Origin of the sequence: Micromonospora ureilytica (assembly GCF_015751765.1) — a bacterium.
Taxonomy (GTDB): Bacteria; Actinomycetota; Actinomycetes; order Mycobacteriales; family Micromonosporaceae; genus Micromonospora; species Micromonospora ureilytica.
The window spans coordinates 5,835,605-5,862,549 of the sequence record NZ_JADOTX010000001.1 but is presented as its reverse complement, the minus strand read 5'-3'; the positions used below and the strand labels follow the sequence as shown (position 1 = coordinate 5,862,549).

Here is a 26,945-nt window from a genome sequence, read left to right as displayed (position 1 = left end):
CGCGGCACCCCGGACCGGCGACGGTCAGCCGCAGCCGCAGCCGGCCAGCGCGGCGGCGATCCGGTCCAGCGCCGGCTGGGCGGTGTCCCGGTCGCCCGGCACCTTGTCGGTGAGCACCGCGAAGGTCAACAGCCGACCATCGGCGGTGGTGACCAGGCCCGCGATGGAGTGCACGCCGGTCAGGGTGCCGGTCTTGGCCCGGACGCTGCCCGCGCCCGCGGCGGTGCCCGCTGTGTTGCGGTAGCGCTCGTTCAGGGTTCCGGACCAGCCGCCCACCGGCAGACCACCGAAGACGCCGGCCAGCTCCGGATGGTCCGGAGTCGCGGCCAAGCGGATCAGATCGGTCAGCAGCGACGGGCTGATCCGGTTGAGCCGGGACAGGCCGCTGCCGTCGGAGACGCTGATCTCGTCGGCGGGCAGGCCCAGCTCCGCCACCTCGGCGTCCATGGCGGCGGCGCCGCCGTCGAACGAGGCGGGCTGACCGCGGGCCAACGCGACCTGCCGGGCAAGCGCCTCGGCCACCAGGTTGTCGCTCTCGCTGATCATGACGTCGACCAGCCGGATCAGCGGCGGAGACTGCACCACGCCCAGTTCGGTACCCGGTGCCGGGCTGGCACCGGTCGCCGCCTGAGGCGGGGCAGCGCCCCGCTTCACGGAGTCGGTCGGCACCCCGAGCAACCGGGCGAACGCCTTGCCGGCGGCCAGGTCCGGCTCGGCGAACCGCGGGGCGGACCCGTGCTCGACGCCCGGGTCGGTACGCGCGCCGTCGGTCATCAACGCGGTCACCGCGCCCCCCGAACCGCCGGTGGGGATGTCGTCGTCCCAGCCAGGGCCGTAGACCGGGCCGGAGTAGACCGAACCGTCGACCGTGACACTGGTCGGGGGCGTGCCGCCGAGCGCGGCACGCACCTGGGCGGCCAGGTCGTCGAGGCGCGCCGCACCCGGGTAGTAGCCCTTCTTGTTGATCGCGAGGGTCGGGTCGCCACCCCCGACGATCACCACCTCGCCGGCCTTCGCGCCGGCCACCGCACGCGTGGGAATCCGGTAACCGGACCCCCGGGCCGCCAGCACGGTCACCGCGGTCGCCAGTTTGGTCACCGACGCGGGGACGGTGCCGTCGTCCGCCCCCTTGGCGAACAGCGTCTGACCGGTGATCACGTCGGCGACCGAGACGTTCACCCGGTTACCCAATGCGGCGACGCCGACCAGTGGATCGAGCGCGGCACGGACCCCGTCCGGGCTGGGCACCGGGGCGTTCGAATCCGGTCCGGCCAACACGTCCGACGGGGCGGGATCCTGGGTCACGCCGGCCGCGTTCGGCCCGGACCCGGCGTCGTCGCCCAACCACCCAGCGACCGGTCCGGGACGGATGATCACGACTCCGACGCTGGCGAGCGCCAGCAGGAGCACGGCGGCCAGCACCAGCGGCAGTCGTGTCCGGCGGCGCGGCGCGGCGGGTGTGGGTGCAGGTGTGGGTGCAGGTGCGGGCGCGGCGTCGGCGGGTGCCGGCAGCGCGGAGATCGGCGGGCCCAACGGGGGGACCCCGCCGGGGCCGGGGGTGACCGGCCCGGGGCCGAACGACGGGCTGACCGGCGCGGGGCTTACCGGGACCGTGGCACTGCCGCGCGGCGGACCGCTCACCGGCCGTTCACCGCCGACCTCCGGGAAGTGGCCGGTGTTCGGAGGGGGCGACGTCGAACCGGCCGGTGGGCGCCAGGGCAGCGGCGGGGGCCGTTCGGGCACCGTCTCCGGTGCCGGGATCGATGGTTCGGGAGCCCGTGGGAGGTGCGCCTCCGGCACCGGGACCCGCCCCTTGGCACTGCCGGAGCCGGATCGTCCGGTACCGTGCGCGGAGCCACCGTCCGGGCGGTAGTGTGAATCTTCCCTCCCCACGACCCCCTCCTCCCCCAGCGAAAATCGGCTTGGGTGACACTACTTCGGTCCGAAGACTATGCGGCGGCCGGAGTCGGCGGGTGGGCATTCACCTGTCCGGGGGGGCCGCCAGTGGTTCCGTTAGCCAGCGTGGGCAGACGAGGGAGCGTGCAGATGGATTTCGACGTGACGGTTGAGATCCCCAAGGGTCACCGGAACAAGTACGAGGTGGACCACAAGACCGGCCGGATCCGGTTGGACCGCACCCTCTTCACCTCCACCCAGTACCCGGCCGACTACGGGTTCATCGAGGGCACACTGGGCGAGGACGGCGACCCGCTGGACGCCCTCGTGCTGGTCCCCGAACCGACCTTCCCGGGCTGTCTGATCCGCTGCCGCACCATCGGCATGTTCCGGATGACCGACGAGAAGGGCGGGGACGACAAGGTCCTCTGCGTGCCCTACGAGGACCCCCGCCAGGAGCACCTGCGCGACATCCACCACCTGGGCGAGTTCGACCGCCTGGAGATCCAGCACTTCTTCGAGGTGTACAAGGACCTGGAGCCCGGCAAGTCGGTGGAGGGCGCGACCTGGGTCGGCCGCACCGAGGCCGAGGCCGAGATCCACGCCTCCTACCAGCGGGCCAGGGACGCCGAGGCGCGCGGCGAATCCATGCACTGACGACTGCTGACGCACCGGGCCCGAGGGTCGCTCAACCGAGCAGCCCTCGGGCCCGGTCGTACAGGTCGAGCACTGCGCAGGCGATCGGCACCACGGCGACCACCAGGGCCGTGTCGGTGAGGTCCGCGACCCTCCCGAGGTACGGCGAGACCGGCCGGCGGGCGTACCCGGTGCCGCTGGCGGCCGCCACCAGGGCCAGCGCGGCCCCACCGAGAACCAGCACCAACCGGCCGGTCTCGTCGGCCCGACCGACCAGCACCGCACCCAGCACCGCGTAGCCGGCCAGCCCGGCGAGCACCGTCGGCACCCGGTGTCGCAGCGCCACGAACAGCCGCGACCGCAGCAGCAGCACGGCCGACGTGACAGCCACCAGCACCCGCCCGGCCGTGCCACCGGCAACCACGAGTACGACAGCGGTGGCCACCGCCAGCAAGGCGTGGCCGATCAGCATCCCGGTGAGCATCTCCTCGGTGCGGATCACCGCGGCGTGCACCCGGCCCCGATCCGGCAGATCCCGGACCCGCTCCGGCTCCTCCGCCGGGGTGGAGGTCGGCAGGTTGATCGGCGGCAGGGGCAGCTTGCCGAGGCGGATGGCCAGCAGGGGGATCACGCCGACGGCGAAGACCAGTGCGCTGAGCAGCACCGCCGCCGTACCGGCAGTGGTCATCAGCAGCCCACCGAACGCGGCCCCCGCGCCGACCAGGCCGACAGTGACACCGGCCACGAAGACCCGCAGCCGGCTGGCCACCCCGAGCAGACCGATCAGGGCCACCAGCAGCAGCGCGACCGAGCCGGCCAGCAGTTCGGGAGCGCCCACCCAGCGGACCGGCCCGAACGGCCCGACCGGGTCGCCGGAGCCGACCGCCAGGGCGCCGGCCGTGAACGCGTAGGGCAGCGCGTAACCGCCGAGCGTCGCCCCGGCGGCGCCGTCGCCGTTGGCGCGGGAGGCCACCGTCCCGGCCACTGTGAGCACCAGCGCCACCGCCACGGCCACCAGCCAACCGGCCCGGTGCGTCGGGCCACCGGCGAGCAGCGCGAGCAGTCCGACCGCGAGCGGTACGGCGGCACCGGCCAGACCAGCTGCCCGGGTGGCGGTGGGCGACCAGGCGCCACCGCGGCGGCGAGCACCGTCGACGATCGCCTCGATGACGTCGTCGTACTCCAACTCGGGCCAGTACGCGCGGGCCGGCACGAGGTGCAGGACCTCACCGTCGCGGACCCCCTGCGGCAGCAGCGCCTGTGCCGTCACCAGCAACGCCCCGTCGGTACGGCGGAGCACCCAGCCGCCGTGCTGCTCGCCGTCGTCGGCCAGCCCGACACCGGCGTGCCGGAGCACGTCGGGCAGCAGCTCGGCCAGGGGCACCTGCTCCGGCAGGGCGACGTCCACCCGTCGTTGCGGCGCGCTGATGGTGACGCGTGCCAGCCCGGTAGTCATCGACTGGTCTCCATATCGAGGGGGATCGGAGGCTGCGCGGACGACAGGACTTTACCTACCATGAGCCAGGCTCGGGTTACCCAGCGCTGTCAGGAGGCCGAGTGTCCACAGTCGTCATCAAGCGCCCGCCGCGCCGACCAGCACCGGAGATCCCCGCCGGTGAGCTGCCGGTCGAGGCACCGCCGGAGATTCCCGTCGTGACCGGCGGGCGGTGGCAGCAGATGCTCATGCTGCTGCCCATGCTCGGCGGCACGGTGGCGATGGCGATGATGTTCGGCCGCGGCGGCGGCGCCTACTCGTACGTGGTGGGCGGGATGTTCGGGCTCTCCTCGTTGGCGATGCTCGTGACGTCCTGGGGCAGCGCCTCCGGCACCCCGAAGAAGTCCGAGATGATGGCCGCCCGCCGGGAGTACCTGCGCCACCTGGCCACGCTGCGGCGGCGGGTCCGGCGGACCGCGGGCCAGCAACGGGCCGGGCTCTACTACCGGCACCCGGATCCGGGTCGGCTCTGGTCGACGGTGGACAGCCACCGGGTCTGGGAGCGGCGCCCCGCCGACCCGGATTTCGCTGTGGTGCGGGTCGCCGTCGGGCCGCAGACCCTGGCCACCCCACTCGTTCCACCTGTCACCCGGCCGCTGGAAGAGCTTGAGCCGATGACCGCCGGCGCGCTTCGCCGCTTCCTGGACGCGTACTCCGTGGTGCCGGACCTGCCGGTGGCGCTGTCGCTGCGCAGCTTCGCCCGGGTGCACGTGCGTCCCGCCGGCCGTGGCCGGGCGACCACCCCGACCACCGGCGGGCCACCCACCGGCGACCCGGCGGCGCAGGCGCTGGTCCGGGCCGTGCTGACCCAGCTGGCGGTCTTCCACGCCCCCGACGAGCTGCTCGTCGCGGTCTGCGCCGGGCCGGAGCGCCGCGCCTGCTGGGAGTGGGTGAAGTGGCTCCCGCACGCCCACCACCCCGGCCGGACCGACGCGCTCGGCCCGGTACGGCTGGTCACCAGTTCCGCCGCCGAATTGGAGGCGCTGCTGGCCGACGTGCTGGCCACCCGATCCCGGTTCAGCCCGGCCGGCGCAGCCACCGACGGCCCACACGTGGTGGTGGTCCTCGACGGCGGCGACCTGACCGGCGCCAGTGACCTGACCGGCGACGGCGGCATCGACGCGGTCACCGTGCTGGACCTGGACACCCCGCCGCCCCGACTGCTGGACCGGTACGCGCTGCTGCTGGAGTTGCACGGCCGGCGGCTGCACTCGTGGTCGTCGGACGGGCATGCCGAGGTGGGCACCGCCGACCAGTTGGACCTGGCCGACGCCGAGGCGGTCGCCCGACGGTTGGCGCCGCTGCGGCTCGCCGGCGCGGCACGCGGGCCGGACGCCCCGCTCCAGGCCGACCTGGGCCTTCCCGAGCTGCTCGGTCTCGGTGACCCGGAGAGCTTCACGGCGGAACAGGGCTGGCTGCCGCGCTCGGCACGGGACCGGTTGCGGGTGCCGATCGGGGTGGGCGCGGACGGCGGCGCCATCGAGCTGGACCTCAAGGAGTCCGCTCAGGACGGCATGGGCCCACACGGCCTGCTGATCGGGGCGACCGGCTCCGGCAAGTCCGAGCTGCTCCGCACGCTGGTGCTGGGGCTCGCCGCCACGCACAGCTCCGAGCAGCTCAACTTCGTGCTCGTCGACTTCAAGGGTGGCGCCACCTTCACGTCGTTCGACCGGCTGCCGCACACCGCGGCCGTGATCACCAACCTGGCCGACGCGTTACCCCTGGTCGATCGCATGGTGGACGCGATCAACGGGGAGCTGGTCCGCCGCCAGGAGTTGCTGCGGCGGGCCGGCAACTTCGCCAGCGTGCGCGACTACGAGCGGGCCCGGGCGGCCGGCAGCCCTCTCGCACCGCTGCCGTCGCTGCTGCTGATCTGCGACGAGTTCTCGGAACTGCTCTCCGCCAAGCCCGACTTCATCGACCTGTTCGTGCAGATCGGCCGGCTGGGCCGGTCGCTCGGCGTGCACCTGCTGCTCGCCAGCCAGCGGCTGGAGGAGGGCCGCCTCCGCGGGTTGGACACCCACCTCTCGTACCGGATCGGGTTGCGCACCTTCTCGGCGCTGGAGTCCCGGACGGTGCTCGGCGTGGCGGACGCGCACGAGCTGCCCCGCTCGCCGGGCCACGGCTACCTACGCGCCGGCACCGACCCGCTGGCCCGTTTCAAGGCCGCGTACGTCTCCGGTGCCGTGCGCCGTCGGGCCGCGTCGGGCGGCGTCGCCGCCGAGGGGGGCGCACGGTTGCTCACCTTCACCACCCACGTCGTACCGGTGCCCGAGCCGACAGCCCCGGTCGTGCCCGTCGTGGCGGAGGAGGAGGGCGGTAGGACACTGCTCGACCTGCTGGTGGACCGGCTCGTCGGGCAGGGCCCGCCCGCGCACCAGGTCTGGCTTCCGCCGCTCGGCCAGCCGCCGGCCCTGGACGAGCTGCTCGGTCCGGTCGAGGTGCACCCGAGGCGCGGACTCACAGTGGGCAACCCGGAGCTGCACGGCGCGCTCGGCGTGCCGATGGCGGTCGTGGACAAACCCTTGGAACAGCGCCGGGACCTGCTCTGGCTGACGCTGGACGGCGCTGCCGGGCACGTCGCGGTGGTCGGTGCGCCACAGAGCGGCAAGTCCACAGCCCTGCGCACGCTGATCTGCGCGCTGGCGCTCACCCACACACCGGCCGAGGTGCAGGTCTACTGCCTCGACTTCGGTGGCGGCGGGCTGGCCGCGCTGCGCGACCTTCCACACGTGGGTGGGGTGACCGGCCGCGCCGACCCGACCGCCGTACGACGCACCGTCGGTGAGATGACCACCCTGCTGGTCGACCGGGAACGCCGCTTCGCCGAGTTGGGCGTGGAGTCGATGGCCGCGTACCGGCAGCGTCGAGCGGCGGCGGGGACGGCAGGTCAACCGGGCGCCGACCCGTACGGCGACGTGTTCCTGGTGATCGACGGGTGGAGCACCATCCGGGGCGAGTACGACGACCTGGAGCCGCTCGTCACCGATCTGGCCACCCGGGGTCTGTCGTACGGGCTGCACGTGGTCGCCACCGCGCTGCGCTGGCTGGACTTCCGCCCGGCGATCCGGGATCTGTTCGGTTCCCGGCTGGAGCTGCGCCTCGGTGACCCGGCCGACTCGTTGGTGGCCCGACGTGCGGCCGCGAACGTGCCGGAGCGCTCCGGCCGCGGGGTGACAGCGGAGGGCCTGCACTTCCTCACCGCGCTGCCTCAGCTCGGGGCCGCCGGCGGGGACACCGCCGATCTGGTCAAGAGGGCAGCCGACGGGTGGGCGGGTCCTCCGGCGCCCCGGGTACGACTGCTCCCACCGGTGCTGCCGTACGCCGATCTGGACCTCACCTCGACGACCGGGCTGCGGCTGCCGATCGGGATCGCGGAGGCGGACCTGCGCCCGGTGCTGCTCGACTTCGCCAGCGAGCCGCACTTCGTGGTCTTCGGGGACTCGGAGTGCGGCAAGTCGTCGTTCCTGCGCGCGCTGGCCACGTCGATCATCACCCGGTTCACTCCCGAGCAGGCCCGGGTGATCCTCGTCGACTACCGGCGCAGCCTGCTCGGCGCCATCGAGACGCCACACCTGATCGGGTACGGCACCGCCGCGGCACACACCGCCGACCTGGTCGAGTCGGCCGCCGGCTACCTGGAGCGGCGGGCCCCCGGGCCGGAGGTCACTCCGCAACAGCTGCGGGACCGGTCCTGGTGGTCCGGGCCGGAGCTGTTCGTGCTGGTGGACGACTACGACCTGGTGGCGACGGGGCCGGCGAACCCGTTGCACGCGCTGGAGGAGCACCTGCCGCACGCCCGGGACATCGGGTTGCACCTGGTACTGGCCCGCCGGTCGGGTGGGGCGGGCCGGGCGCAGTACGAGCCGATCGTGCAGCGGCTGCGGGAGTTGTCCACTTCCGGCCTGGTGATGGCAGGCAGCCCCGAGGAGGGCGCGCTCGTCGGGCCGGTGCGGCCCGGACCGCTACCGCCGGGGCGTGGTCGGCTGGTCACCCGGCGGGAGGGGGTGCGCCTCGTCCAGCTGGCGCAACTGCCGCCACAATGACCTGACTCGCCGGTTCTTCCCGTGACTGGTGGGGAAACCGGTAATCTCCGATCGTCATGGTTCCGTCGGGATGAATGGCTGGGGATGTGACTGGGGTGCGGTACAGCGGTCCGTCAGCGGCCCGACGAGCGACCGGCCGGGCTCTGCTCGGCCTGGCCGCGGCGCTCGCCGTCGTGGCCCCGACCGCGGCGGGTTTGCCCGTCGCCGCGCCCACGAACGGCGGACAGCTCGCCGGCGCGCCGATGGCGTTCGCTCCCGGTGACACCATCGCCCGCACCGACCAGGTCCGCGACGAGCAGTGGCAGCTCGACGAGTTGCGGGCCGAGACGGCGTGGCGCAGCTCGACCGGGCGGGGCGTGACAGTGGCGGTGGTCGACTCCGGAGTGGACGGCACCCACCCCGACCTGGTCGGCCAGGTGTTGCCCGGCAAGGACCTGGTCGGCCCCGGTGGCGCTCCGGGCCCGGATCCGGTGGGCCACGGCACCACGGTCGCCGGCCTGATCGCCGGGCGCAGCGACGACAAGCGGGGTGTGGTCGGGCTGGCACCGGACGCCCGGATCCTGCCGGTCCGCGTGCTCGACGAGGAGAACCGTTACGACGACGCGCTGATCGTCGCCCAGGGGGTGCGCTGGGCGGTCGACAACGGCGCCCGCGTGATCAACCTGTCGTTGGGCGGCAGCGGCGACAGCCCGGCCCTGGCCGCCGCCCTGGACTACGCGTTCGTCCGGGACGTGGTCGTGGTCGCCTGCACCGGCAACCTGGCCACCTCCAGCGGCACCAAGGTCTGGTACCCGGCTCGGGAGCCGGGTGTGATCGCGGTCGCCGGCCTCGAACGCAGCAGCGACAACCTGTGGTCCGGCTCGATCACCGGTCGGGCGACGGTGCTCACCGCTCCCGCCAGCGGGCTGGTCGGCGCCAAGCCCCCCGGCGGGTACTGGCGGGTGCAGGGCACCAGCTTCGCCGCGCCACTGGTGGCGGCGACCGCCGCGCTGGTCCGGTCCCGCTATCCGCAGATGCCCGCGGGTGAGGTGGTCAACCGGTTGCTGGCCACCGCCCGGGATGTGGGCCCGACCGGGCGGGACGACCGCTTCGGGTACGGGGTGGTCGACCCGGTGGCCGCGTTGACCGCTCAGGTGCCGCCGGTGACCGTCAACCCGCTGGACGACCAGACGTCGCCGGGCGTGACCGGTTTCGGTCCGGCGCCCGGCTCGGTCGACGACGCTCCGGTGGCCGGTGCCGGCAGTGACCCACTCGGTCTCGCCGCATCCGGTCAGCAGAGCCGGTGGACGGCTCGGGCGGCGGGCGGTCAGGACACGTCCGCGCCGGAGCAACTGTGGATCAGCGTCGTGCTGCTCGTCGCTCTGGTCGGCGGTGCGGCGCTGATGGTCCGTCGCCTCCGCCAGCGAACCCGTTGATCCCGGCCACCCGGCAGGCCTGACCGGCCGCCCGGCCGGGTAGAACGGACCCATGAGTACGCACCGGCCGCCCGTCCTCGCCCGCACCGGCCAGCAGTCCTGGCGGCAGCGTCGATTCGACAGGGACCGGGCGCTGGGGCTGCGGCTCACTCTGGCCGCGACGGCGGCGTTCCTGGTGCTGGTGCCCTTCGCGCTGCTCACACTGCTGGTGCTCGGCGCCTGGGCGCCGCTGCACCGGCTGGACACGGCGGTCACCGACGCTCTGCACGGCTACGCGCAGGACCACCCGGCCTGGGTCGTGCTGATGCGGGTCTGGACCGAGGTGTTCGCACCGATGCCGCTGCGCGCCGTCGCACTGCTGCTGGTGGTCTGGTTGCTGCGTCGGGGCGCCCGCCGACTGGCCCTCTGGGCGGCCACCACAATGGTCGTCGGCGGTTTGATCGGTCCGCTGCTCAAGCTCCTGGTCGGCCGGGACCGGCCGGAGTTGCTGGACCCGGTGGCCCGGGCCGCCGGCTACTCGTTCCCCTCCGGGCACGCGCTGAACGCCACCCTGGCGGCCGGGGTGCTGCTGCTGGTGCTCCTGCCCTACGCCGGGCGGGGGGCGGCGCGGGGCGCGCTCTGGGTCGCGGCGGTGCTGCTCACCGTGGTGACCGGGCTGAGCAGGGTGACGCTCGGCGTGCACTTCACCAGCGACGTGGTGGGCGGATGGCTGCTCGGTGTGGCGGTGGTCGCGGCGACCAGCGCCGCGTTCACCAGTTGGCGGGCACACACCGGTCTCCGGCCGGTCCGGCCGACCCGCGACGGCGTCGCTCCCGAGGTCGAGCATCCCGGGAGCGGCCTGAGGAGCTGAGCTGACCCGGCGGCGACGCTCAGGTGCACTCGCCGGTGCCGACCTGCCGGTTGCGTTCGGCCCCGGCCAACGCGACCGGGCGGGCCTCGGCCGCCGTCACCGCGAAGCCGGTGTTCGGGTCGTCGGACGCCGCCGCGAAGATCACGCCGAGCACCAGGCCGTTGGCGGAGAGCAGCGGGCCGCCCGAGTTGCCGCTGCGGACCAGCGCCCGAATCGTGTAGATCTCCCGGGTCACGTCACTGGAGGAGTAGATGTCCGGGCCCTTGATCCGGTCGACGTCCCGGACCCGCGCCGACTGCGCGTTGTAGGGGCCGTCGAGTGGGAAGCCCAGCACGATGGCGTCGGAGCCGCTGCCCGCGTTGCCGGCGGCGAACCGCAGGGACGGCCCGGGCAGCCCGGGCACGAGCAGCACCGCCAGGTCCCGGTTGGGGTCGTAGACCACCACCTTGCCGTCGTACCGCTCGCCGCCCAACTCCACGGAGACCGAGCGGGTGCCGGCCACGACGTGCGCGTTGGTCATCACCCGGTCGTCCGCGTACACGAAGCCGGAACCCTCGATCCGGCGTGAGCAGCTGGGCGCGGAGCCGAGCACCTTGACGACCGACTGCCGACCACTGACCACCACCTGCGAGCCGGCCAGTGCCGGGTCCGGCGGGTCGACCTGCCGGGCCCGGGTGGGCGCGAGGTCGCCGAAGACGTCCGGGAACCCGTCGGTGTCGACGGTGTCCTCCAACGCAGTGGACAACTGGTTGGCCTTCTCCGGCAGCACCTGGTTGACCACCGTGATCAACGCGCTGTTCCGGACCGAGGCGGCGAGCCAGGGCACCGAGGACGAGCCGAGCGGCACGGCGACCAGCCAGGCGAGCAGGAGCACCGCGAACAGCGAGACGAACGCCCCACCGACGTCGTCGATCCGTTTGCCCACGTCGCTGGTGATCGTCTTGCGCAGGTGCGAGCCGAGCCATCCGGCGAGTGCCTGCCCGACCACCGCCAGCCCGAAGATGGCCACGAGCGAGATCAGCACGCGGGTGCCGGCGTCCACGAACTGTCTGGCGAACAGCGGCCCGAGCTGGAGACCCAGCAGCAGACCCAGGAAGAAGCCGGACAACGACGTGACGCCGATGACGAAACCCTGGCGGTATCCGCTGATCGCGAACACGAGCATGAGCAGCAGCAGGACGAGATCCACGACGGACACGGGTCAAGCGTACGGGCAGTGTGCCCGCCGGATGACCACCGCTTGCGGATGGTGACCGCGCGGTCAGCGCAGGGCGTTCTCGTCAGCGTCGTCGGTGCCGGCGGACGGGGCCGGTGTCGCCCCGGTCGGCGGGAGCTCCACCACCCGGCCGCGCGACCACGGACGGGCCCAGCCGCCCATCTCCAGCAGGGTGGCCAGCACCCCGGCGGTGAAGCCCCAGACGAGCATCCCGCGCGCCGAGAACGCCGGCCCGATCCAGCCGCTCGGGTGGCGGACCCGCAGTCGGTTGGCCGGATCGACCAGCTCGCTGACCGGCAGACGGGCGACGTGTGCCACCTCGGCCGGCTCCCGTGGGTGCACCGGATGCGGGTCGTGCCACCAGGCCAGCACCGGCGTGACCACGAAGTCGCTGACCGGGATCCACAGTTTCGGCAGCTCGGCCAGCACTGTCACACTGGCCGGGTCGAGGCCCACCTCCTCGTTCGCCTCGCGCAGGGCCGTGGCGCGGACGTCGACGTCCTCCGGGTCGGCCGCGCCCCCGGGAAAGGCCGGTTGGCCGGCGTGGTTGCGCAGGGTCGCGGCGCGTTGCAGGACCAGCACGTCGGGACCCGCGCCGGGCTGTTCGCCGAGCAGCACCAGCACCGCGCTCTCCCGACCGCCCTCGGCCGGGGTGATCAGCCGGGTGAAGTCCTCGGCGCGGGCGGTGCCCAGCCGGGTCAGCAACGGCTCGATCCACTCGGGTGGCCGACGGGTCACGCCGGCACCGCCAGGCCGAGGTGCTGGCGGACCAGCTTGGCGAGCGTGGCGTCGTCGAGAGCGCCGCTGGCGTCGATGTGCCGCACCTGACCATCAGCGGCGACGAAGAGGGTCAGCGGGATGGCGTTGCGCTTCAACTCGCGCTGTAGCGCCTCGCCCTGGTCCACCAGGATCGGGAACCGGACGCCGAAGTCCTCACCGATGGACTGGGCGCCGCTGCGACTGTCCCGGCTGTTGACCCCGACCACCTGGAGCTGACCGGCGGTCCGCTCGCTGAGGCGTTGGAAGGCGGGCAACTCCTTACGGCACGGCGGGCACCAGGAGGCCCACACGTTGATCACCGCCGGCCCGGCCACCTCCCGCAGCACGACGGGGGCGCCGCCGGTGAAGCAGGAGAGCGTCAGCTCCGGCAGCGCCGACCCGCCAGCGGCGCGGGCCGTCGTGCCGGGCGTTCCGGAGGCCGTCGGGCCCGAGCCGGGCGACGCGGCCGTGGGCGCCGTGCTCAGCGTGGCGCAGTCCCGGAACGGGGATGGGCGCTCAGCTGCGGCCGGACGCGGTGCCGGATCGTCGTCGACGGTGCCGCTGGTGCACGCGGTGACCGCCAGCAGCAACGGCAGGACGGCAAGGGCGAGGCGGCGGTTCACGGCACCTCCGCAGCGATCGCCTGCGCCGGCACCAGCTCCGGGTCGACCCCGGCGGCAACCGCGAGGTCGCGCGCCCGAGGGCCCTTGAGCAGCTTGGCCGCGGCCACCGGCTCGGTCGGGCCGGTGCCGTACGAAGGGCAGAGCTTCGCGAGGGTGCACGCGCCACAGGCCGGCTTGCGGGCGTGGCAGACCCGTCGACCGTGGAAGATGATCCGGTGCGAGAGCATGGTCCAGTCGCGCTTGTCGTACAGCGCGCCGATCGCGTGCTCGATCTTGACCGGGTCGGTCTCGGTGGTCAGTCGCCACCGGTGGACCAGCCGCTGGAAATGCGTGTCGACGGTGATGCCCGGGACGTCGAAGGCGTTGCCGAGGATCACGTTGGCGGTCTTGCGGCCGATGCCGGGAAGCGTCACCAGGTCGACGAGCCGGCCCGGGACCTGGCCGTCGTACCTGTCGAGGAGGGCCTGACCGAGCTTGAGCAGCGAGTCGGTCTTGTTGCGGTAGAAGCCGGTGGGCCGGATCAGCTCCTCCATCTCGCCCCGGTCGGCGCCGGCGTACGCGGCAGCGCTCGGATAGCGGGCGAAGAGCTTCGGGGTGACCTCGTTGACCTTCTTGTCCGTGCACTGCGCGGACAGGATCGTGGCGACGGCCAACTCCAGAGCGTTGGAGTGGTCCAGCTCACAATGCGCGTCGGGGTGCGTCTCGGTCAGCACCCGGCCGATCTTGCGGGCACGGCGTTTGCGCCCGAGATCGGTCTCGCTGACACCGGCAGGGCTACTGGTCACGACGGTCAGCCTACGTCGCACCCCGGACGGTCCTGCTCGGGTCAGCCGGCGGCCGGCGGCGAGATCTTCCCCTGCCCGTCGAGGCGAGCGCCGCCCTTCGGGAAGTCGGCGCGGCTCAACTCGGTGACCAGACCCAGACCCCGGTCGTCCGGGTCCATCGTCGGCTTGCCGGCGGAGTTCATGTACGTCGAGGTGAACGAGCCGCCGGCCCAGCTGCCGTCCGGCTTGAGCGACACCTTCAGCACCCCGCCCCAGCCGAGGCGACCGTCGTTGCTCAGCGAGTTGCCGCCGCCGGCGAAGTTGCCCAGGCTGTACGCGATCAGGCGCCCCTTGTAGAACTCCATCCCGCGCAGCACGTGCGGGCCGTGCCCGACGATCAGGTCGGCGCCAGCGTCGATCATGGCGTGCGAGAACTTCACCGGGTCGCCCCGGTTCTCGCCCAGGAACATCTCGGTGCCCGGCTTCACCCGGGTCTTGTCGGCACCCTCGCCGCCCATGTGCACCTGCACCACGACCAGGTCGGCCATGGTGGCGGCCTTGGCGACCACCGCCTTCGCCTTGGCGATGTCGACGAGGCTGTTGGACCAGACGTACGACGAGAAGCCGGCGACGGCGACCTTGACGCCCTTGACGTCGACCACGGTGATCTCGTTCGGTGCGCCGGTGTGCTCCAGGTCGTACTTCTTCAGTGCCTTCTGGGTGTTCTCGTAGCCCTTGGGCCCGTAGTCATAGCCGTGGTTGTTGGCCTGGTTGAGCACGTCGAAGCCGGCGTCACGCAGGTGGGCGGCGTACTCCGGCGGGGCGCGGAACTGGAAGCAACGGGTGGAGTTGGCCCCGCACTTGCCGGTGCCGGTGTCGACAGTCAGCGGCTCCTCCAGGTTGCCCATCACCAGGTCGGCCTTGAGCGCCTCGGTGACCGAGTTGAAGAAGCCCTTACCGCCGCCGGCGGGCAGCCGACTGGGCGCGTTGCCCATGATGATGTCGCCGGTGGCGGAGAGCGAGATCGCGCCTCCCGGACCGGCGGATGCGGGCCCGGTGGCCTTCGGGCCGGCCGTGGACACCGGAGCGCCGGTGCCACCACCGCCCGCGCCGGGCTGCCAGACGGGCGCCTCTCCACCGGGGTCGGTGCAGCCGGCCACGAGGAGGGCGGCCAGCAGCGCGGCGAGGCCGAGGGCGACGCGGCGACGCGGGCGGGACGCGAGGGGGGCGGGAGCATACATCGCCCGCGACCCTACCGGTCGTTAAACGCGCCGACGACAGCCGATCGGGTGGACTTTGCGCCCCTGACCTGCTCGGACCACGGCACGACCGGCCGGGCGCCACCGGCGAGCACCGCCGCGTGCACCGCTCGGGCGAGCGGGGCGCCCCAGGTGGAGCGCGGACCGCCGTACGCCGCCTCCGGCCCGACCGCCGGGCAGAGCACTGTGACCGCGTCGGTGGGCGTGCCGGTCCCCGGCACCCCCAGCTCGGTGATCGCCTGGGTCTTCGCCTCGGTCGCGGTCGCCACCGCGTTGACGAGTGCCGAGTCGGCGAGCCGGGCCGGCACGTACACCACGATGTTGACAGTGCCGACGCGTTGGGCGAGCGCGGCCGGCGTCGGCGCGGCCGCGGGCACCGGCGTGCCGAGTCCGACCGTCGCCCAGGCCCGCACCCCGGTGTCGGTCCGCGCCACCACCTCGGTCACGTCGACACCGGTCAGCAGACCAACCCCGGGCCCGTCGAGGGCCAGCTCAGCGGCGAGCGAGGCCAGGTGCGCCGCCGGGTCCTCCCGGTCGTACGACATCGGTACTGTCGCGTTCAGCACCCACCGCCGGACCCCGATCCCACCGCCCAGCGGGCCACTGCTGACCGACCGCAGAGGCACGCCCGCGCGCCAGACGAGCAGCGGAACGTGCCGCCCGTCCTCGGCGCGGCTGGTCAGAATCGGGTCGCTCAGCACGTCGGGCAGGTTACGCCCACCGATCAAGATTCCAGGGGCGACCTCTGATTCATGCTCACGTGCGCCTAGACTTGGCGGCGCGCGAGGGGATCAGCGGACGGCGGCCCCGGCCGACGGACGGCACGCGCAACCGGAGGTGCGCAATGGACGAGGTACTGGCCCGCAGCGGGATCTTCCAGGGTGTTGACCCGGAAGCTGCCGAGGCGCTTGCCAAGGAGATGGAGACGATCGAAGTCCGCAAGGGCGAGATCGTCTTCAATGAGGGCGAGCCCGGTGACAGCCTCTACATCCTGCTGTCCGGGAAGATCAAGGTTGGTCGCCGCGCAGCGGACGGCCGGCAGAACCTGATCGCGGTGATGGGGCCGTCGGACATGGTCGGTGAGCTGTCGCTCTTCGACCCGGGTCCGCGTACGGCGACCGCCACCGCGGTTACCGACACCCGGCTGGTGCGGCTGCGTAAGCAGGCGCTGCGGCCGTGGCTCAACAACCGCCCGGAGATCGCCGAGCAGTTGCTCCGGGTGCTCGCCCGGCGGCTGCGCCGGACCAACGACTCGCTCGCCGACCTGATCTTCACGGACGTGCCGGGCCGGGTCGCCAAGAACCTGCTCCAGATGGCGGGCCGCTTCGGCACCCGCGACGGGGGCGTTCTGCGGGTGACCCACGACCTCACCCAGGAGGAGATCGCCCAGCTCGTCGGCGCCTCCCGGGAGACCGTCAACAAGGCGCTTGCCGACTTCGCCTCGCGCGGCTGGCTGCGCTTGGACGGCAAGAGCATCATCATCCTGGACCCGGAGCGCCTGGCCCGTCGCGCCCGCGTCTGAGCGGCACGAAACGTCCCCGCCTGCCGCCACCGGCAGCAGGCGGGGACGTTTGCCATGTCTGCCCGACGCAGAATCGCTGGCCCGGGTGCGGTGTCAGCGGTGAGGGTGGGGCCATGGTGAACCGTGTTGCCGTGCTCTCCGACATCCATGGCGTCCTGCCGGCGCTGGAGGCCGTACTGGCCGAGCCGGACGTCGCCGCCGCCGATCTGATCGTGCTCAGCGGTGACATCGCCGCGGGCCCGCAACCGGTCGAGGTGCTGGACGTGCTCGCCGGCCTGGGCGACCGGGTGTGCTGGGTCGGCGGCAACGCCGACCGCGAGCTGGTCGAGGCCCGGGCCGGCCGCCCCGCGTCGATCGAGGTGTCGAACTGGGCCGCCGGCCAGCTGCGCGACGACCAGGTCGCCCGGCTCGCCGCGCTGCCGGCGACGGTGACGCTGGAGGTGGACGGCCTCGGGCCGACGCTGTTCTGCCACGCGACGCCCCGCAATGACGAGGAGGTCGTGCTCGTCGACTCCCGGATGGCGCGCTGGGCCGAGGTGTTCGATGGTCTTCCCGCCGAGGTCTCCACCGTGGTCTGCGGCCACACGCACATGCCCTTCACCCGGCTGGTCGATCGGCGTCTGGTGGTCAACCCGGGCAGCATCGGCATGCCGTACGGGGGTGTGGGCGCGTGGTGGGCGCTGCTCGGGCCCGGCGTCCAGCTGCGCCGCACCGCCTTCAACGTGGACGCGGCCTGCGCCCGGGTGGCGACGGAGTCGACCTTTCCCGACGCCACCGCCTGGGCCGACGAGTACCTGCGCTCCCAGCACAGCGACGCCGACGCGTTGACCGCCTTCGGCCCCCGCGACGGCCGCTGAGCGAGCAGTCGGACTGCCGCTGAGCCGTGGTCGGACCGCCACTGAGCCGGCGGTCCGAGCGCGACGGAGCGGCAGTCCGAGCACCGCTGGGCGGGAGCCGGGATACGGGTCGGGGAGCCTTTGGAGCTGAGTCGTTTGTGACATCAGCTCCAAAGCGAGACCAACGCACCCGAGCCACCTCGTGCGCCCCGCCACACCATCGCGAGTCCACCCGCCGCACCCACCCGAGGGACACGGACCTAGAAAAAGTCAGTCTTGACTGTTTGTTTCGTAGGCCCCAGGCTGTCCCCGTGCCCACCGCATCGACGCGTGTCCCTCAGCAGGAACGCAGCCGCGCCACCCAGGCCCGGCTGCTGGAGGCGACCGTCGACTGCCTGATCGAGCACGGCTGGTCCGGCACCACGACCACCGTCGTCGCGGCGCGGGCCGGTGTCTCGCGTGGGGCGCAGCTGCACCACTACCCGACGAAGGCGGCGCTGGTGACGGCCGCCGTGGCCCATCTGGCCGAGCGGCGGGCCGACGAGTTGCGCACCGAGGCCGAGGCGCTGCCGGCTGGGCCACAACGGTTGGACCGGGTCGTCGACCTGCTCGCCGTGGCGTTCACCGGGCCGCTGTTCGTGGCCGCACTGGAACTCTGGGTCGCCGCCCGCACCGATCGGGAACTCCGGGACGCGCTGGTGCCGCTGGAGGCGACTGTCGGGCGGGAGATGCACCGGCTCACCGTCGCCCTGCTCGGTGTCGACGAGCGTCGACCCGGTGTCCGCGAAGCGGTGCAGGCCACGCTCGACCTGCTCCGCGGGCTCGGGGTGGCCAACCTGCTCAGCGACGACTCCACCCGCCGGGCTGCCCTGTTGACCACCTGGAAGCGCCAGCTCGCCACCCTGCTCACGCCCTGACCGCCGGCCGTACCGGCCACCACCGACCGGAGGCACCATGGTCGACCTCAGCGACCTGCTCACGGACCTGGCCGACGAGTCCGCCCAGTTGGACGCCCTGGTGGCACCACTGCCCGCGGACGACTGGACGAGGCCGACCCCCGCGCCGGGCTGGAGCATCGGGCATCAGATCGCCCACCTCGCCTGGACCGACCACGTCGCGCTGTTGGCCGCCACCGATCCCGAGGCGTTCTACGCGACGGTGACCGCCGCGTCGGACGTGACCCGACTCGTCGACGTCGGCGCCGAGGAATTCCTCGCCCCGCCGGCCGACCTTCTCGCCCGCTGGCGGGCCGGGCGAACCGCGCTCGTCGACGCACTGGCCGCCGTTCCGGCCGGTGGCAAGCTGCCCTGGTACGGCACCCGGATGTCGGCCACCTCGATGGCCACCGCCCGGATCATGGAGACGTGGGCGCACGGCACGGACGTGGCCGACGCCCTCGACGTGGTCCGCCCCGACAGCGACCGACTTCGGCACGTGGCGCACCTGGGCGTGCGTACCCTCGGGCACGGCTTCGCCGCGCACGGCCGGGAGGCGCCGACGGCGCCGGTCCGGGTGGAGCTGGTCGGGCCCGGTGGCGACACGTGGGCCTGGGGTCCGGCGGACGCCGCCGACCGGGTCACCGGCCCGGCCCGGGACTTCTGCCAGCTGGTCACCCAGCGCCGACACCGCACGGACCTCGCTCTGGTCGCCACCGGGCCGGTCGCCGACGAGTGGCTCGACGTGGCTCAGGCCTTCGCCGGGCCGCCGGGTGACGGCCGCAAGCCGGCCGGCGGAAACGGGGTACGGGCATGATCCGCATCGGCAACGCCTCCGGCTTCTACGGCGACCGGTTCACCGCCTGGCGGGAGATGCTCGACGGCGGTGAGCTGGACGTGCTGACCGGCGACTATCTGGCCGAGTTGACCATGCTGATCCTCGCCCGCGACCGCCTGCGCGACCCCGACCTGGGCTACGCGAAGACGTTCCTGCGGCAGCTGGAGACCTGCCTCGGCACCGCCCTCGACCGAGGGGTGCGGATCGTGACAAACGCCGGCGGGTTGAACCCGGCTGGCCTGGCCGCCGCCATCGCGAAGCTCGCCGAACGGCTCGGGCTGCCGGCCCAGATCGGGTACGTCGAAGGTGACACGATCCAGCGACCGGACGCGTTGAGCGCGAACGCCTACCTCGGCGCGTTCGGGATCGCCGCCTGCCTCGACGCCGGTGCGCACGTGGTGGTCACCGGTCGGGTCACCGACGCGTCGCTGGTGGTCGGCCCGGCCATCGCCCGGTACGGGTGGGGCCGCGACGACCTCGACGAGCTGGCCGGAGCCACTGTCGCGGGGCACCTCGTCGAGTGCGGCGCACAGGTCACCGGCGGCAACTTCAGCTTCTTCACCGAGCTGCCCGACGGCGGTCACCGGCCCGGATTCCCGATCGTCGAGGTGCACTCCGACGGGTCGTCCGTGGTCACCAAACATCCGGGCACCGGTGGCGCGGTCACAGTGGAGACGGTCACCGCCCAGCTGCTCTACGAGATCGGCGGGCCGTCCTACCTCGGGCCGGACGTGGTCACCCGACTGGACACTGTGACGCTGCGCCCCGACGGGCCGGACCGGGTCCGGGTCGCAGGCGTACGGGGCACACCGCCACCGCCCACGCTGAAGGTGGGCGTCAACAACCTCGGCGGCTTCCGCAACTCGATGACCTTCGTCCTCTGCGGGCTGAACGTCGAGGCGAAGGCTGCCCTGGTCCGTGGGCAGGTCGAGGAGGCGGTCGGCAAGGACGGGCTGGAGTTCACGCTGGCCCGGACCGACCATCCGGACGCCGCCGACACCGAGGCGGCCAGCGCCCTGCTGCACGTACACCTGCGCGACGCCGACAAGGCGCGGGCCGGGCGGGCCTTCTCGGCCGCCGCGGTGGAGCTGGCCCTGGCCTCGTACCCGGGCTGCACGCTGACCACGCTGCCCGGCGACGCGACACCGTACGGCGTCTTCACCGCCGACGCCGTGGCGCAGGACGCGGTGGTGCACGTAGCGGTGCTGCCCGGCGGCGAGCGGGTGCCGATCGCCCCGCCGATCCGTACCGCGCCCACCCCGCAGGACGAATCCGCCCCGGGCGGCGAGGCTGCGGTCGACGGCCCGACCCGGCGTGGGGCGCTCGGCGAGGTGGTCGGCGCGCGCTCCGGGGACAAGGGCGGCGACGCCAACCTCGGCGTCTGGGCACGAACTGATGCCGGGTACGCGTGGCTGCGGACCTGGTTGACAGTCGAACGGCTGGCCGAGCTGTTGCCGGAGACCGCGCCGCTGTCGGTACGGCGCTACGAGTTGTCGAACCTGCGCGCGGTCAACTTCGTGATCGAGGGCCTGCTCGGCGCGGGGGTGGCCGCCTCCACCCGATTCGACCCGCAGGCCAAGGCGCTCGGCGAGCTGCTGCGCGCCCGGATCGTCGACCTGCCGGTCGATCTTCCGACGGGGGAAAGCCGGTGAGCATCGTGGACACCCCGGAGCGCCGGCAGCTACGCGAGCTGACCCGGGCGTTCGTGACCCGGGAGGTGCTGCCGCACCTGGACGACTGGGAGCGGTCCGGCGAGGTGCCCCGGGCGCTGCACGCCACCGCCGCGAAGCTCGGCCTGCTCGGCATCGGCTTCCCGGAGTCGGTCGGTGGCAGCGGCGGTGACCTGCTCGACTCGATCATCGTGACCGAGGAGCTGATCCGCTCCGGCGGCTCGTCCGGGCTGGTGGCGGCCCTGTTCACGCACGGCATCGCGTTGCCGCACATGGTCGCTGCGGCCGGTGCCCGCACCGGTGGCTCGCTGGGCGGTCGGCTCGGCGGCACCGCGTCCCCGGGCGACGACAGTCTGATCGAGCGGTACGTCCGGCCCACCCTGTCCGGCACGATGATCGGCGCGCTTGCCATCACCGAGCCGGACGGTGGTTCGGACGTGGCCGGCATCCGCACTACCGCCCGCCGCGACGGCGACCACTACGTGGTGAACGGGTCGAAGACATACATCACCAGTGGGCACCGGGCCGACTTCGTGACCACCGCGGTGTGTACCGACTTCCCCGGCAGCGGTGAACTCACCCTGCTGGTCATCGACAAGGGGTCGCCCGGGTTCACAGTGGGACGCCGGTTGGAGAAGCTCGGCTGGCACTGCTCGGACACCGCCGAGCTGTCGTTCGCGGACGTGCGGGTGCCGGTCACCAACCGGATCGGCGCGGAGAACACCGGCTTTCTGGCGATCATGCAGCACTTCGCGGCGGAACGGCTGTCCCTGGCGACGCAGGCGTACGCGACCGCGCAGCGCTGCGTCGAGTTGGCGGTGCGCTGGTGCCGGGATCGGGAGACCTTCGGGCGTCCGCTGGCCAGCCGGCAGCTGATCCGACACCGGTTGGCCGAGATGCACACGCGGGCCGAGGCGGCCCGGTCGTACGTGCACGAGGTCGCGGGTCGGGTCGCTGCCGGCGAGCCGGTGGTGACCGAGGTGGCGATGGCGAAGAACGTGGCGGTGGCCGCCTGCGACCACGTCGTCGACCAGGCGTTGCAGCTGCACGGCGGCTTCGGCTACCTGCGCGACGCCGAGGTGGAGAGGCACTACCGCGACGCGCGGATCCTCGGCATCGGCGGCGGCACCACGGAGATCATGAACGAGATCATCGCGAAAGGCATGGGCCTGTGAGCGCGAGGAGTGAGCCGGTCTTGCGAGCCCCGCAGTCGCGAACGAAGGAGGCACGGTGAGCGCGAGGAGTGAGCCGGTCTTGCGAGCCCCGCAGTCGCGAACGAAGGAGGCACGGTGACCATCCTGGACAGTGCGGTCGATCCGTCCGCACCCTCGTACGTGTCGAACCGGGCGGCGTTGCTGGAGCGGTTGGCCGAGTTGGACGCCGCGCTGGATCAGGCGCGGGCGGGTGGCGGCGAGAAGTACGTGACGCGGCATCACGCACGCGGAAAGCTGCTCCCCCGGGAGCGGATCGAGCTGCTGGTGGACGCCGACAGCCCCTTCCTGGAGTTGTCGCCCGTCGCCGCGTACGGCTCGGATTTTCCGGTCGGGGCCAGCGTGGTCACCGGTATCGGGGTGATTGAGGGCGTGGAGTGCCTGATCGTCGCCAACGACCCGACGGTACGCGGGGGCGCGGTCAACCCGTGGTCGCTCGCGAAGACCCGGCGGGCCGGCGAGATCGCCCTGGCCAACCGGTTGCCCATGGTCAACCTGGTCGAGTCGGCCGGGGCGGACCTGCCCACCCAGGCGGAGATCTTCATCCCCGGTGGCCGGGTGTTCCGTGACCTCACCCGGCTCTCGGCGGCCGGCATTCCGACGGTCAGCGTGGTCTTCGGCAACGCGACGGCCGGTGGCGCGTACGTGCCGGGGATGTCCGATCACGTGATCATGATTCGGGACCGGTCGCAGGTCTACCTGGCCGGTCCGCCGCTGGTGAAGATGGCGACCGGTGAGGTCACCGACGACGAGTCGTTGGGTGGCGCGGCGATGCACGCCGGCACGTCCGGGCTCGCCGACTATCTGGCCGCCGACGAGCGGGACGGCATCCGGCTGGCCCGGCAGTGCGTCCGCCGGCTGAACTGGCGCAAGCGGGGCCCGTCGCGGCGTACGGCGGTGCCGCAGCCGCCGAAGTACGACCCGGAGGAGTTGCTCGGCATCACCAGCGCCGACCTGAAGGTGCCGTTCGACCCCCGGGAGGTGCTGGCCCGGATCCTCGACGGCAGCGACTTCGACGAGTTCAAGCCGGCGTACGGGGATGCGCTGGTCACCGGTTGGGGCGAGCTGCACGGGTACCCGGTGGGGGTGCTGGCCAACGCCCGAGGGGTGCTGTTCAGCGCGGAGGCGCAGAAGGCGGCCCAGTTCATCCAGCTGGCGAACGCCTCGGACACCCCGTTGGTCTTTCTGCAGAACACCACCGGCTACATGGTCGGCACCGAGTACGAGCAGCGCGGCATCATCAAGCACGGCGCCCTGATGATCAACGCGGTGTCGAACTCGACGGTGCCGCACCTGACTGTGAACCTGGGCGCCTCGTACGGGGCCGGCAACTACGGCATGTGCGGCCGGGCGTACGAGCCGAGGTTCCTGTTCACCTGGCCGAACGCGAAGTCGGCGGTGATGGGCCCGGCGCAGCTCGCGGGGGTGCTGTCGATCGTGGCCCGGCAGGCGGCTGCCGCACGGGGGCGCGACTACGACGAGGAGTCCGACGCGGCGATGCGGATGATGGTCGAGCAGCAGATCGAGTCGCAGTCCGGCGCGCTCTTCCTCTCCGGCCGGCTCTACGACGACGGGGTGATCGACCCCCGGGACACCCGGACCGTCCTCGGGCTCTGCCTCTCGGCGATCCACAACGGACCGGTGGAGGGCGCCGACGGCTTCGGCGTCTTCCGGATGTAAACCGTGAGCGCGAGGAACGCAGCGAAGCGGAGTCCCGCAGTCGCGAACGAAAGGCAGGCTCAGGGCGCAATGATCAACCGACTGCTCGTGGCGAACCGGGGTGAGATCGCCCGCCGGGTCTTCGCCACCTGCCGGGCGATGGGCGTGCAGACCGTCGCCGTGTATTCCGACGCGGACGCCGACGCGCCCTTCGTGGCCGAGGCCGACCTTGGCGTACGCCTGCCGGGGAGTTCGCCGGCCGAGACGTACCTGCGGGTCGACCTGATCCTGGACGCGGCCCGGCGCAGCGGCGCGGACGCGGTCCACCCGGGCTACGGCTTCCTCGCCGAGAACGCGGAGTTCGCGGCGGCCGTGACCGACGCGGGACTGACCTGGGTCGGGCCGCCGGCCAAGGTGATCGCCGCGATGGGCGACAAGCTCGCGGCGAAGGCACTGCTCGCCGAGGCGGGCGTGCCGATGCTGCCGAGCTGGACCGACACCGACGAGGTCACTGACTTCCCGGTGCTGGTGAAGGCGTCCGCGGGTGGCGGCGGGCGCGGGATGCGGATCGTGCGGGACGCCGACGAACTGGCCGAGGCCGCCGCCAGCGCCAGCCGGGAGGCGGCTGCCGCGTTCGGCGACGGCACTGTCTTCATCGAGCGGTACGTCGAGCGTGGCCGGCACGTCGAGGTGCAGATCTTCGGCGATTCGCACGGTCGGGTGGTGGCCCTCGGTGACCGGGAGTGCTCGATCCAGCGGCGCCACCAGAAGATCGTCGAGGAGGCGCCGGCGGTCGTGCCCGAGCGGGTGCGGACGGCGTTGCACGAGGCGGCGGTGGCCGCCGGGCACGCGGTGGACTACCTGGGCGCGGGCACCGTGGAGTTCCTGCTCGCCCCGGGCGGTGAGTTCTTCTTCCTGGAGATGAACACCCGGCTCCAGGTGGAGCACCCGGTCACCGAGTTGTGCACCGGGCTGGACCTGGTGGGCTTGCAACTGCTCGTCTCCGAGGGCGAGCCGCTGCCGGCGAGCCTGCCGGAGAGCGCCGGACACGCGATCGAGGTACGCCTGTGCGCGGAGGACGCGGCGGCGGGTTGGCGGCCGGCCACCGGGACCCTGCACCGGTTCACAGTTGGCGGGGTGGCGACCGAGTTCGGTGGGCTGGCCGGGCCGGGTCTGCGGCTCGACTCGGGTGTGGTGGCCGGTTCGGTGGTCGGGGTGCACTACGACTCGATGCTCGCGAAGGTGATCGCCTGGGGTCGTACCCGCGCGGAGGCGACCCGGCTGCTGGCCAGCGCGCTGGCCCGGGCCGAGCTGCACGGGGTGACCACCAACCGGGATCTACTGGTCCGGGTGCTGCGGAGCGCCGCGTTCGCCGCCGTGGAGATCGACACGGGCTTCCTGGACCGGCACCCGGAGGTCTTCGCCCCGCTGCTCCCCGCCGACCGGCTTCCGATCACCGCCCTCGCCGCCGCGCTGGCGGGTGCGGCCCATCGCCGGGCAACCGCGCAGGTGCTGGGCGGGCTCCCCTCCGGCTGGCGCAACGTGCCAGCCGTCCCGCAGGTCACCCGCTTCGTCGGGCCGGGCGGCGACGAGATCGAGATCCGCTACCGCCTGGATCGGACCGGCCGGCTCGCCGACTGGGCCAGCACACCGACGAAGGACGCCGCCGAATCAGCGGGAGCGCCCGATGTGGTGCTCGTGGAGGTCACCCCGGACCGGGTGGTGCTCGACGTCGACGGAGTTCGGCGCGCGTACCGCGTACACCCTGTGGGGTCGGCTGTCTTCGTGGACGGCCCGGACGGGGCGGCGAGCCTGGCCGAGCTGCCGCGTCTCCCGCTGCCCACCGCGGCGGTGGCGGCCGGGTCGCTGCTCGCGCCACTGCCCGGCGTGGTGACCCGGGTGCACGTCCAGGTCGGCCAGCGGGTCACGGCCGGCGATCCGCTGCTCACGCTGGAAGCGATGAAGCTGGAACATCCCGTGCTCGCCCCGATCGACGGCGTGGTCGCCGAGCTGCCGGTACCGACCGGCGGTCAGGTGCAGACGGGCGCCGTGTTGGCAGTTGTCGACGAAAAGGACAGCCGATGACCTTCGACCTCACCCCCGAACAGGACCAGCTGCGCGACGCCGTCCGGGCGCTGGGCCGCCGCTACGGCCACAGCTACTTCGTCGAGAAGGCGAAGGCTGGCGAGCACACCACCGAACTGTGGGCGGACGCCGGGCGGCTCGGCTACCTGGGGGTCAACATCCCCACCGAGTACGGCGGCGGGGGCGGCGGCATCACCGAGCTGGCCATCGTCTGCGAGGAGTTGGCGGCGGCGGGTTGCCCGCTGCTGCTGCTGGTGGTCTCCCCCGCCATCGCGGCGACAGTCCTCAGCCGACACGGCACCGAGGAGCAGCGCAAGCGGCACCTGCCGGGCCTCGCCGACGGCTCGCAGAAGATCGTCTTCGCGATCACCGAGCCGGAGGCCGGCTCGAACTTCCACCGGCTCGCCACTGTGGCTCGCCGCGACGGCGACGGCTGGCTGCTCAACGGCCGCAAGTGCTACATCTCCGGGGTCGACGAGGCCGGTCACGTGCTGGTGGTGGCGCGCGTCGCCGTCGATGACGGCCCAGCCGGTTCAGCGGATGCGTCTCCACAGAAGCTGAAGCCGGCGTTGTTCCTGGTGCCGACCGATGCGGCCGGGTTGACCCGGTCCAAGCTGGACATGGAGATCGTTTCCCCGGAGAACCAGTTCCTGCTCTACCTGGACGACGTGCGGCTGCCCGCCGACGCGCTGCTCGGTGAGTCGCTGGACGCCGGACTGCCGGCCCTCTTCGCCGGGCTCAACCCGGAGCGGATCACGGTGGCCGCGATGGGCGCCGGCACCGGTCGGTACGCCATCGAGCGGGCCAGTGAGTACACCGCCACCCGCAAGGTCTGGGGTGGTCGCAGCATCGGCTCCCACCAGGGGGTGTCGCATCCGCTGGCACACGCGGCGGTGCAGGTGGAGCTGGCCCGCCTCATGATCCAGAAAGCGGCCACCCTGTACGACGCCGGCCGCGACCTGGAGGCCGGGGTGGCCGGCAACATGGCCAAGTACGCGGCCGGGGAGGCTGCCGCGCTCGCCGTGGACACCGCCGTCCAGGTGCTCGGCGGGGCCGGCATGACCACCGAGTACGGGGTGGCGACCCTGCTCGGCGCGGTCCGGGCCGGGCGGATCGCCCCGGTCAGCCGCGAGATGATCCTCAACTTCGTGGCCCAACACGTCCTCGGTCAGGACAAGTCGTACTGACGCCGCCCCGCAGGCGGACCGGTCGACCGGTCCGCCTGCCGCA

Annotated in this window: 21 protein-coding genes; 13 read left to right on the top strand and 8 right to left on the bottom strand. The window is 72.9% G+C overall.

Annotated elements, in window-relative coordinates; genetic code table 11:
• Positions 1–24: 24 nt before the first annotated feature.
• A complete protein-coding gene (dacB, locus tag IW248_RS26785; RefSeq protein ID WP_372432770.1) occupies positions 25–1,422 on the bottom strand; it encodes a D-alanyl-D-alanine carboxypeptidase/D-alanyl-D-alanine endopeptidase in 1,398 nt (465 codons plus the stop codon).
• 624 nt (positions 1,423–2,046) lie between these two features.
• On the opposite strand from dacB, the gene IW248_RS26780 reads away from it, so the two are divergent.
• Positions 2,047–2,553, top strand: coding sequence for an inorganic diphosphatase (locus tag IW248_RS26780; RefSeq protein ID WP_091403280.1), 507 nt, complete (start codon positions 2,047–2,049; stop codon positions 2,551–2,553).
• Positions 2,554–2,584: 31 nt separating this feature from the next.
• Here the strand turns inward: IW248_RS26780 and eccD are convergent, their stop codons facing one another.
• Positions 2,585–3,988, bottom strand: a complete 1,404-nt coding sequence (gene eccD / locus IW248_RS26775; RefSeq protein ID WP_196929158.1) for a type VII secretion integral membrane protein EccD — start codon at positions 3,986–3,988, stop codon at positions 2,585–2,587.
• Between the two features lie 101 nt (positions 3,989–4,089).
• Here eccD and eccCa point away from each other — a divergent pair, with 101 nt between their 5' ends.
• The 3 genes from eccCa (at position 4,090) to IW248_RS26760 (ending at position 10,338) form a co-directional block, all read left to right on the top strand.
• Positions 4,090–8,073 (top strand): type VII secretion protein EccCa, encoded by a 3,984-nt coding sequence (eccCa, locus tag IW248_RS26770; RefSeq protein ID WP_196929157.1) that lies wholly within the window; start codon positions 4,090–4,092, stop codon positions 8,071–8,073.
• Positions 8,074–8,147: 74 nt separating this feature from the next.
• Positions 8,148–9,488 carry a type VII secretion-associated serine protease mycosin gene (mycP, locus tag IW248_RS26765; RefSeq protein WP_196929156.1) on the top strand — a complete coding sequence of 447 codons (1,341 nt, stop codon included), beginning with the start codon at positions 8,148–8,150 and terminating at the stop codon, positions 9,486–9,488.
• Between the two features lie 52 nt (positions 9,489–9,540).
• Positions 9,541–10,338, top strand: coding sequence for a phosphatase PAP2 family protein (locus IW248_RS26760; protein WP_196929155.1), 798 nt, complete (start codon positions 9,541–9,543; stop codon positions 10,336–10,338).
• Positions 10,339–10,357: 19 nt separating this feature from the next.
• On the opposite strand, the gene IW248_RS26755 is transcribed toward IW248_RS26760, so the two are convergent.
• The 6 genes from IW248_RS26755 to IW248_RS26730 all read right to left on the bottom strand — a co-directional run bounded on the left by IW248_RS26755 (position 10,358) and on the right by IW248_RS26730 (position 15,660).
• A complete protein-coding gene (locus tag IW248_RS26755; RefSeq protein ID WP_196929154.1) occupies positions 10,358–11,536 on the bottom strand; it encodes a MarP family serine protease in 1,179 nt (392 codons plus the stop codon).
• A 63-nt stretch (positions 11,537–11,599) separates the two neighbouring features.
• Entirely contained in the window at positions 11,600–12,292 is a 693-nt protein-coding gene (locus IW248_RS26750; protein WP_124817196.1) for an NUDIX hydrolase, read from the bottom strand.
• Positions 12,289–12,936, bottom strand: coding sequence for a TlpA family protein disulfide reductase (locus IW248_RS26745; RefSeq protein ID WP_196929153.1), 648 nt, complete (start codon positions 12,934–12,936; stop codon positions 12,289–12,291). The genes IW248_RS26750 and IW248_RS26745 overlap by 4 nt, the downstream gene beginning before the upstream one ends.
• Entirely contained in the window at positions 12,933–13,730 is a 798-nt protein-coding gene (gene nth / locus IW248_RS26740) for an endonuclease III (protein WP_231397836.1), read from the bottom strand. The genes IW248_RS26745 and nth overlap by 4 nt, the downstream gene beginning before the upstream one ends.
• A 32-nt stretch (positions 13,731–13,762) precedes the next feature.
• Entirely contained in the window at positions 13,763–14,941 is a 1,179-nt protein-coding gene (locus IW248_RS26735) for a CapA family protein (RefSeq protein WP_196929151.1), read from the bottom strand.
• Between the two features lie 11 nt (positions 14,942–14,952).
• Positions 14,953–15,660: an adenosylcobinamide amidohydrolase gene (locus IW248_RS26730; protein ID WP_196929150.1), complete on the bottom strand. Its 708-nt coding sequence runs from the start codon at positions 15,658–15,660 to the stop codon at positions 14,953–14,955.
• A 143-nt stretch (positions 15,661–15,803) separates the two neighbouring features.
• Here IW248_RS26730 and IW248_RS26725 point away from each other — a divergent pair, with 143 nt between their 5' ends.
• The 9 genes from IW248_RS26725 to IW248_RS26685 all read left to right on the top strand — a co-directional run bounded on the left by IW248_RS26725 (position 15,804) and on the right by IW248_RS26685 (position 26,902).
• On the top strand, positions 15,804–16,481 hold the full coding sequence (locus IW248_RS26725) for a Crp/Fnr family transcriptional regulator (RefSeq protein WP_007466162.1): 678 nt from the start codon (positions 15,804–15,806) through the stop codon (positions 16,479–16,481).
• A gap of 113 nt (positions 16,482–16,594) precedes the next feature.
• Positions 16,595–17,338 (top strand): metallophosphoesterase family protein, encoded by a 744-nt coding sequence (locus tag IW248_RS26720; RefSeq protein WP_196929149.1) that lies wholly within the window; start codon positions 16,595–16,597, stop codon positions 17,336–17,338.
• 290 nt (positions 17,339–17,628) lie between these two features.
• Positions 17,629–18,234 (top strand): TetR/AcrR family transcriptional regulator, encoded by a 606-nt coding sequence (locus IW248_RS26715; protein ID WP_196929148.1) that lies wholly within the window; start codon positions 17,629–17,631, stop codon positions 18,232–18,234.
• A 37-nt stretch (positions 18,235–18,271) separates the two neighbouring features.
• A complete protein-coding gene (locus tag IW248_RS26710) occupies positions 18,272–19,069 on the top strand; it encodes a TIGR03084 family metal-binding protein (protein ID WP_196929147.1) in 798 nt (265 codons plus the stop codon).
• Complete coding sequence (locus IW248_RS26705; RefSeq protein WP_196929146.1) at positions 19,066–20,742, top strand: acyclic terpene utilization AtuA family protein; 1,677 nt, start codon at positions 19,066–19,068, stop codon at positions 20,740–20,742. The genes IW248_RS26710 and IW248_RS26705 overlap by 4 nt, the downstream gene beginning before the upstream one ends.
• The gene (locus IW248_RS26700; RefSeq protein WP_196929145.1) at positions 20,739–21,935 is read left to right on the top strand and encodes an acyl-CoA dehydrogenase family protein; all 1,197 of its coding nucleotides are present in this window, start codon (positions 20,739–20,741) and stop codon (positions 21,933–21,935) included. Before IW248_RS26705 ends, IW248_RS26700 begins: the two co-directional genes overlap by 4 nt.
• A 114-nt stretch (positions 21,936–22,049) precedes the next feature.
• Positions 22,050–23,651, top strand: a complete 1,602-nt coding sequence (locus IW248_RS26695) for an acyl-CoA carboxylase subunit beta (RefSeq protein WP_196929144.1) — start codon at positions 22,050–22,052, stop codon at positions 23,649–23,651.
• A 69-nt stretch (positions 23,652–23,720) separates the two neighbouring features.
• Positions 23,721–25,715: an ATP-binding protein gene (locus tag IW248_RS26690; RefSeq protein WP_196929143.1), complete on the top strand. Its 1,995-nt coding sequence runs from the start codon at positions 23,721–23,723 to the stop codon at positions 25,713–25,715.
• Entirely contained in the window at positions 25,712–26,902 is a 1,191-nt protein-coding gene (locus tag IW248_RS26685) for an acyl-CoA dehydrogenase family protein (RefSeq protein ID WP_196929142.1), read from the top strand. The genes IW248_RS26690 and IW248_RS26685 overlap by 4 nt, the downstream gene beginning before the upstream one ends.
• The last annotated feature ends 43 nt before the right edge of the window (positions 26,903–26,945 follow it).